This is a genomic window from Enterobacter sp. MGH85 (assembly GCF_001037655.1).
Classification (GTDB): Bacteria; Pseudomonadota; Gammaproteobacteria; order Enterobacterales; family Enterobacteriaceae; genus Enterobacter; species Enterobacter intestinihominis.
Genome location: NZ_KQ089927.1, coordinates 46,367 through 52,798, shown reverse-complemented (window position 1 = coordinate 52,798; position 6,432 = coordinate 46,367). Strand labels below are relative to the sequence as shown.

Here is a 6,432-nt window from a genome sequence, read left to right as displayed (position 1 = left end):
CTTCATGACAAAAATTTGTCAAATGACAGGCTCATGTGTGCTGATTTATGTCAGACGGGATTTTGCTTATCAATTATTGAGAACAGAAATTTTCCTGAATCATCAATACTATACTTAGCAAGTAAAGGTGTTTTCTCATTTATCTGCTTGAGTGCAGGATCAAGGAAAGATCGTTTCAACTCTGCCAAGTTCTTCTGTTGGGATTCCGGCAAAAGGAAACGGTCATTTAACCAAGCATGAGTAGTAACCCATAAGCCTGAAGATTTGAATTGAGCAAGACTTTCATAAAGGCGGATCGTCCGTGGATTTCGAAGACTGCCACAATCGCGGAGCGAGTAGGTGGTGAACTGGTTCGTCAGGCCGTAAATGTACCGCAGGAGTTTATGGTTAAATTCGATTTCCCAGATACCACGAGCTGATCGGCTGCCAGCCTCTGTTAGCCAGGGGCGCGCGACGCAGTCAAAACTCCCTTCTTTCGGGTAAAAGATTACCGCAGAACGGCTTAACTCAAACACGCCTTCTTTAACATCCTTGATAGCCTGGTTACGGCTTACCTGAAAAATTTGCTCATAGTCAGCCACCTTTACTTTGAAAGTAGAGTCACCGAGTACAGCCATCTCATCATCATCTTCGCTTACTGAAGCTGTGAAATACGTCTGCATAAGACATAACCAGAGAACGCGCTTTGCTTTTAGCGAGAGGTAGTAAGCAGCTTCGGTAAGCTCGTTAGACTGCTTAACTTTTATCTTTTTGTTCAGCAACTTATCCATGAGCCTTGCCTTTGTGGGTTAAAAATTACTCTCCACACTACCACAAAGTTCAAACAAGTAAATACATTTTTTACAGTTTCGTCTAAGGTGGGCCAATTCCCATAACAAGGTGGGCTAATTCCCATAGTAAGGTGGGGTGTTTCCCATAGATAGGTGGGCCAATTCCCATAACAAGGTGGGCGGATTCCCAGAGATAACACTTATTTATGATTTTAAATCAATGAGTTATATAGCTCTAAAAGACTTTAAAAAGATAAAAAATCTATAAAATACCTTTTAAAAATATGCCTGTGGATATGTGCATATCATCGCTTACCAGCGCCGCTTCGCGGCTCGGTCAACCCCTCAGAACCGCGAAAACAAGTTTCGCAGTTCTTCACGGTTCATGTTTTAATCCAAGCATGGCGCCAGCACCTTCGCGGCACCATCGAGGCCCGCGCTGCTGCCGCACCGGGCCTCACCCTCAAATAAAATAAAGTTTATAAAAATCGTACTTGTATTGACCCCAGTTTATTCTGAGTATATCCTTTCTGTAACCAAAACTACGGAGGCGCCACAGATGGCTCAGAAAAACAGAATTTCAGAAACAGAATGGAAACAGCTGCTGCCGCAAATGGCTTCCTTTGCACACATCACAACAGATATTGGCTATTCCGTGCTTGTCAAAGGTGAGAAATCATCAGACGTAGCCACGCGAGTAGGCCGTTCCAAGCAAAACATTTCCAGCACCGTTAAGCGAATCTGGGATTTGTACCAGAACACCACTCTTAAAGCCGAGAACGGCGAACCATTAAAATTAGTTCAGGTCTGGATACCAGCAAGCCTTGCTGAAACTGTTTTAAAAGAAGCCGCGAAGTACAGCATTAATAACATCACGACCTCGGAAATGGAAAAAAAATAAAGTCCGAAAGGACTTTATTTTAAGACTACTAACGCGGCTTTATTACAGTGCTCGCCACCACAGTAAACCACTATCCCCGGTTTACCCCAGAGATTGATATGACACACCGGGCAGCTGTACTTTTCCCGGTTTGTTTTGTTCACCGGCGCTTCAGGCGGCGGGGTTACAAATCGCATGGCCTCTATGATCTCGTCGTCGAGTTCAACCGGGTCGCGCCCTTCCTCCACCTCCTGTTCGTGTTCGCTATCATCTTCCTCGTCGTCAATATAGCCTTTTCCTGTAGGGCTTAGCACAGCGCCAGGCTTAGGCTGGTAAGGCGGAAACCTGTCCATCCAGGAAAGCCGGAAATGGCCTGTCAGCAGTTCATCACAGGCCATATCGAAAGGGCCACCGGCAATAATATAATGGGTCATGCTCTGGCCCACTTTCCTGCCTCCCGGTTCGCCGGTATCAGAAGGCATTAGTCCTACCCGTTCCATCCGGGCCGCCCACTGTTTGTTGTGATAGCCACGGCGGCCAGGCTCGCCAAAATGGAATTGCCACTGATGAACCATCTCATGCACCAGTGTTGAAAGCGTGGCCTTTATGGTTCTGATCGAGAAATACACCGGATTCATAGCGATCTCGTCTACCGTGTACCCACTCTCACGGCCGACGAAACGCTTAAAGGAACAATAGCCATACGTTCGCTTCTCACGCTGCAACGTTATCAGGCATGGCGGCAGCTCGTTGCTGAATAGCTTCTCATTAAAAAAATCGTAGGCTCTCTGAAGTTCATCGTAGGTTTCGGGCGTAGGCAAATTCACTGTTAACCTCACATATATGTATTGTGCAATACACATAATTTAGCTGATCTTTTATACAGATGAAACGCCTTTTACCGAAAACCGCGAAACCGCGCCGAAACTCGTTTCGGCCGGTTGAGGGGTTGACCGGCCCGCGTGCGGCGCCGGTAATTATTTGATGGTTGCTGTTGGTATCGAGCGCCAGTCTGTCGTGTAATCAGGTGACAACATCTGACGGCGCATGGCAAAGGAGTTATCGATGCCCTGGCCTGCAAAAAACAGCTGGCTCTTGCCACGCCGGTTTATGCCATCGAGAACAGCCATTAACGCCTCGCTGCCAGCTGAAGGCGTAGCAGAGTCGAATAAATCCAGCTGGGCCTCCTTTCCGCTGAAATCGGCCAGCATGATCCCTGCTTTTGCATACGCAATATCTTCCCGCCAGATCCGCGCCAGCGCGGCTTGTGCCGCCTGAATTATCGTGCGGCTGTCCTGGGTTGCCACCGTCAGTTTTTCGGTTGCCTGATTGGCATACTGTGTATCACGCACTGAATAAGGACTGGTGCGGATAAAGACGCTTATGACGCGGCAGTATTGCCGCTCATTACGCAGTTTTTCAGCTGCGCGCGCTGCAAATCCGGTGATCGCCTGCTGCATATCCGCCAGGGCTACTACGCGTTGGCCGAATGAGCGCGATACAACAATCTGCTGCTTCGCCGGAGGGTTTTCTTCCAGGCTGAAGCAAGCCTCGCCGCGTAGCTCCCGTACCGTTCTTTCAAGCACAACACCAAACGTCTTACGGATTAGGCGCGTATCTGCCCTGGCTAAATCCAGCACCGTTTTGATCCCCATTGTGGCGAGTGCTTTCTCTGTACGATGGCCGACGCCCCAGACTTCCGCAACCGGCAGGATGCTCATTAATTTCTTCAGTCTGGCGCCATCGTCCAGAGCAACCACCCCGCCAGTAGCGGGCCATGTTTTTGCAGCGTGGTTACACAGCTTCGCCAGCGTCTTAGTACGGGCAATACCGACCCCGCATACCAGCGTTGTGTGTCGCCTGACTTCCTCGCGCAGTTGGCGCCCGAAAGCGTCAAGGCTCATGGCGGCCGTTATCCCTTTGCAGTCAACAAAAAGCTCGTCGATTGAATACTGTTCGACGTGGCTTGCAAGGGACTCAACTACGGCCGCGAACCGGGCCGACATGGAGGCATAGAGAGTGTAATTAGAGCTAAAAATAGCGATGTTATGACGCTCGATTATGGGTCTGACTTTGAAGTACGGATCGCCCATTTTCAGGCCCGCTTTCTTCGCCAGGTAATTACGGGCCACAATGTTGCCGTCATTGTTGGATAAAACGGCCACTGCTCGGTTTGCCAGATCTGGCCTAAATGCCTGCTCACAGCTGGCGTACATGCCATTGACATCAATCAGCGCAAACATACCGGATGCTCGATAAGGGAATGCGTAACCACTCCCCAGATTTCAACGCTCTCATTATCCGGGTCAATGTAGTACACAGGAAAATCTTTGTTCATCGGCATCAGGCAGGGTCTGGGCCTCAGCAGTAGCCGCTTCACGGTAAATTCATTATGGATGCAGGCGACTACGATTGAGCCGTGGCTGGCCGTCAGCGAGCGATCCACAACCAGTACGTCACCATCATGGATGCGGCCATCTTCCATTGACGAGCCAGAAACCCGCAGGAAGTAAGTTGCTGAAGGGTGACGAACACAATACTCATGCAGGTTTAACTCCTGCTTTTCATAGCCCTGGGCCGGGCTGGGGAACCCCGCAGAAATTCTTTGCAGATAAAAAGGGATGCTGTGTACCCGGCTGGCGCCGGAGCTTTCAAAAATATCGACCTTCATAGCGATCTTCCAAATCACTGTTTACTTATACAGTATCGCTGTTATGGTCAGGTTGGCAAGTTTTACAGGTACTCTACTATATGTAGTGCTGCTTCAGCTGCCAACGAACGCTATATATAGTGTTTGTTGGCTTTCTGCTTTCTCAGTGTCCCCTGTAACCGGCCGCGTGGCGGCGGGCTAGCAGGGAGGGGGGTGGCCTGTCGCTCCGGTCAGTCCCGCAGTTTCCGGCGATTTGCCCCCGGTGTCCGGTGGAGTCCGGCGAGGTCGCCTTCCATGCTCTGACGGGCATAAAATTAGGTAAATATAATCCGTACTTGTATTGACTTTAACGCCCCATTGTACGATAATTAAAAAGTGGCAGGTGATGTGCCTGCCGCTTAACCATCGCCGGTATCGGCTTAAAGAGGAAGTATCATGGAAACTATCGAAATCACCGCCCGCTACATTTCTGAAAACGCCCGCATGAACTTCATGCCTGCGGCATTTCGTGGCGCTTTCTTCAGCGCAGATCACTTCATTCAGTCCTTTCTGAATCGTTACGCTAAAGACTACCAGGGAGGGTATTGGGAATACCTTCAGGCCAGCAATGGCGCGTTTTTTATGGAAGCGCCCCAACCTCTTTGGCTCTCGTTACCTAACTATTTTGAAGGTGAATGCAGCGCGCGCGAAGTAGGGATTATTGTTTGTCTGTATGCCTACAGTTACTTTTGCGGGCTGGCATATGAAGAAGGCAAAGCCGAACTGAACGAAACGATGGCTAACCGGTATCACCTGTTGCGGGAGTACGTTAATACGCTGGAGAACGAAAGCCAGAATCGTATTTATCGTGCCATTGATTAACTGATAACCAGGCGGGCAAAGCCCGCCTTATCGTGACTGTCACGCTCAGGGGAAACTATGTTAGCGACACTTCAACACCCTACCGCCTGGCAATTGCCAGATCGGTTAATGCTTTTGGAACTGTTAATGTTCGATTACCGTAATTCCGATCAGGAGCGCTACGGCCAGCAAATCTATCACCACTATCGTAAACAGGGTAATCATCGCTGGGATACTTCTGTTCATCAGGATAGCGGCGGCCAATACGCGATTATTTTCCGGCACTCCTTCAGCAAAAAACAGGCTGATGGCGTTAAGCGAACGATGATCCGCGATGAAACCGTTATACGGGCAGGTACGGCGCAGGAGCTGACAGAAGCGACATTTCCCGACTTCCAGGATAGCGATATTCTGAAGGCGTCGGATTTCTTTAAGTCGCTTATCCAGCGCAAAGCGGCAGACGTAACACAAACCGATATTTGAGGATCAGCGATGCTGAACAAAACCGAAAACAACACCAACATTAGTAGTATCAACCCCTGTTCTACAGAGAGCCTAATAGCCGTGACGGGAAATGATGGAGAGACGCATATCATTCAGCGTGAGTTAATATCCCACTCTGTTGAAGGGCATGAAGCCACAATCATTCACCTTGTAACCGGGAAGTCGATAAGGGTTTCTTTGTCATCTGAAATTCTGGCAAAAAAACTAGGCATTACCGTGTCTGAATAACGGGTTTTGTTGCTTTGTTATAAGGTTTTATCCGTGTGTGGCAGAGTTCTAAAAAGGGAAACGTGAGAGATTATGAATACGATTAGCATAACGGAAATCGTGTTGAGTGTGCTTCTTGCGGGCGCTTTGGGGCCGGTTTTATTACGTCGAAAAAAAGGTCTGCTGTTACTGTTGTTGATTCTGGTCTGCACGATACTTTTGCTTCATGGTGTCACTACGATTTACTGATGTGGTCGAAAATCTTTAAAAGCGAACCCCCGGACGTCACCCCTCCGGGGCCGTTCTGCTGTGCTGCGCATCGAGCCGCTACGCGTCTCGCCCCGCTCACGCGGGCAGCTGCCACTGACGCCTCCGGCCTGCGGCCTCCGCGCTCCGCTTGGCAACCCCTTCCCCTGCTGCCGCTCATTTCCCCTTCAGCCTCCTATCATGATTCGTCTCCTGCATTATCCGTGGATTGTGCAGCTCAGTGGGGCGCTGGCCGTGACGGTGCGGTGTCCCCCGTAACCGGCCGCGCGGCGGCCGCTAACTCGCAGTACGGCGCCGCGACCCGCAGGCGGGCC

8 protein-coding genes are annotated in these 6,432 nt (G+C 50.0%); 4 read left to right on the top strand and 4 right to left on the bottom strand.

What is annotated here, in order from left to right; translation table 11 throughout:
* Nucleotides 1–50: 50 nt before the first annotated feature.
* Entirely contained in the window at nt 51–770 is a 720-nt protein-coding gene (locus SK51_RS23550; protein ID WP_001749982.1) for a replication initiation protein, read from the bottom strand.
* A gap of 559 nt (nt 771–1,329) precedes the next feature.
* On the opposite strand from SK51_RS23550, the gene ardK reads away from it, so the two are divergent.
* The gene (ardK, locus tag SK51_RS23545) at nt 1,330–1,671 is read left to right on the top strand and encodes an antirestriction protein ArdAB regulator ArdK (protein ID WP_000057569.1); all 342 of its coding nucleotides are present in this window, start codon (nt 1,330–1,332) and stop codon (nt 1,669–1,671) included.
* A 14-nt stretch (nt 1,672–1,685) separates the two neighbouring features.
* Here ardK and SK51_RS23540 read toward each other — a convergent pair whose 3' ends face one another.
* From SK51_RS23540 to mucA, 3 genes are all read right to left on the bottom strand, one after another.
* Nucleotides 1,686–2,477, bottom strand: coding sequence for a SprT-like domain-containing protein (locus SK51_RS23540; RefSeq protein WP_001452808.1), 792 nt, complete (start codon nt 2,475–2,477; stop codon nt 1,686–1,688).
* 150 nt (nt 2,478–2,627) lie between these two features.
* Nucleotides 2,628–3,893 carry a translesion error-prone DNA polymerase V subunit MucB gene (mucB, locus tag SK51_RS23535; RefSeq protein ID WP_001749980.1) on the bottom strand — a complete coding sequence of 422 codons (1,266 nt, stop codon included), beginning with the start codon at nt 3,891–3,893 and terminating at the stop codon, nt 2,628–2,630.
* A complete protein-coding gene (gene mucA / locus SK51_RS23530) occupies nt 3,881–4,321 on the bottom strand; it encodes a translesion error-prone DNA polymerase V autoproteolytic subunit MucA (protein WP_000861760.1) in 441 nt (146 codons plus the stop codon). The genes mucB and mucA overlap by 13 nt, the downstream gene beginning before the upstream one ends.
* 414 nt (nt 4,322–4,735) lie before the next feature.
* On the opposite strand from mucA, the gene ardB reads away from it, so the two are divergent.
* The 3 genes from ardB to SK51_RS23515 are packed head-to-tail and all read left to right on the top strand — an operon-like array spanning nt 4,736 to nt 5,872.
* The gene (ardB, locus tag SK51_RS23525; protein ID WP_000447669.1) at nt 4,736–5,161 is read left to right on the top strand and encodes an antirestriction protein ArdB; all 426 of its coding nucleotides are present in this window, start codon (nt 4,736–4,738) and stop codon (nt 5,159–5,161) included.
* Between the two features lie 57 nt (nt 5,162–5,218).
* Nucleotides 5,219–5,623 (top strand): antirestriction protein ArdAB regulator ArdR, encoded by a 405-nt coding sequence (gene ardR / locus SK51_RS23520; protein ID WP_000881513.1) that lies wholly within the window; start codon nt 5,219–5,221, stop codon nt 5,621–5,623.
* A gap of 9 nt (nt 5,624–5,632) precedes the next feature.
* Nucleotides 5,633–5,872, top strand: coding sequence for a hypothetical protein (locus SK51_RS23515; RefSeq protein WP_000932975.1), 240 nt, complete (start codon nt 5,633–5,635; stop codon nt 5,870–5,872).
* Nucleotides 5,873–6,432 lie beyond the last annotated feature (560 nt).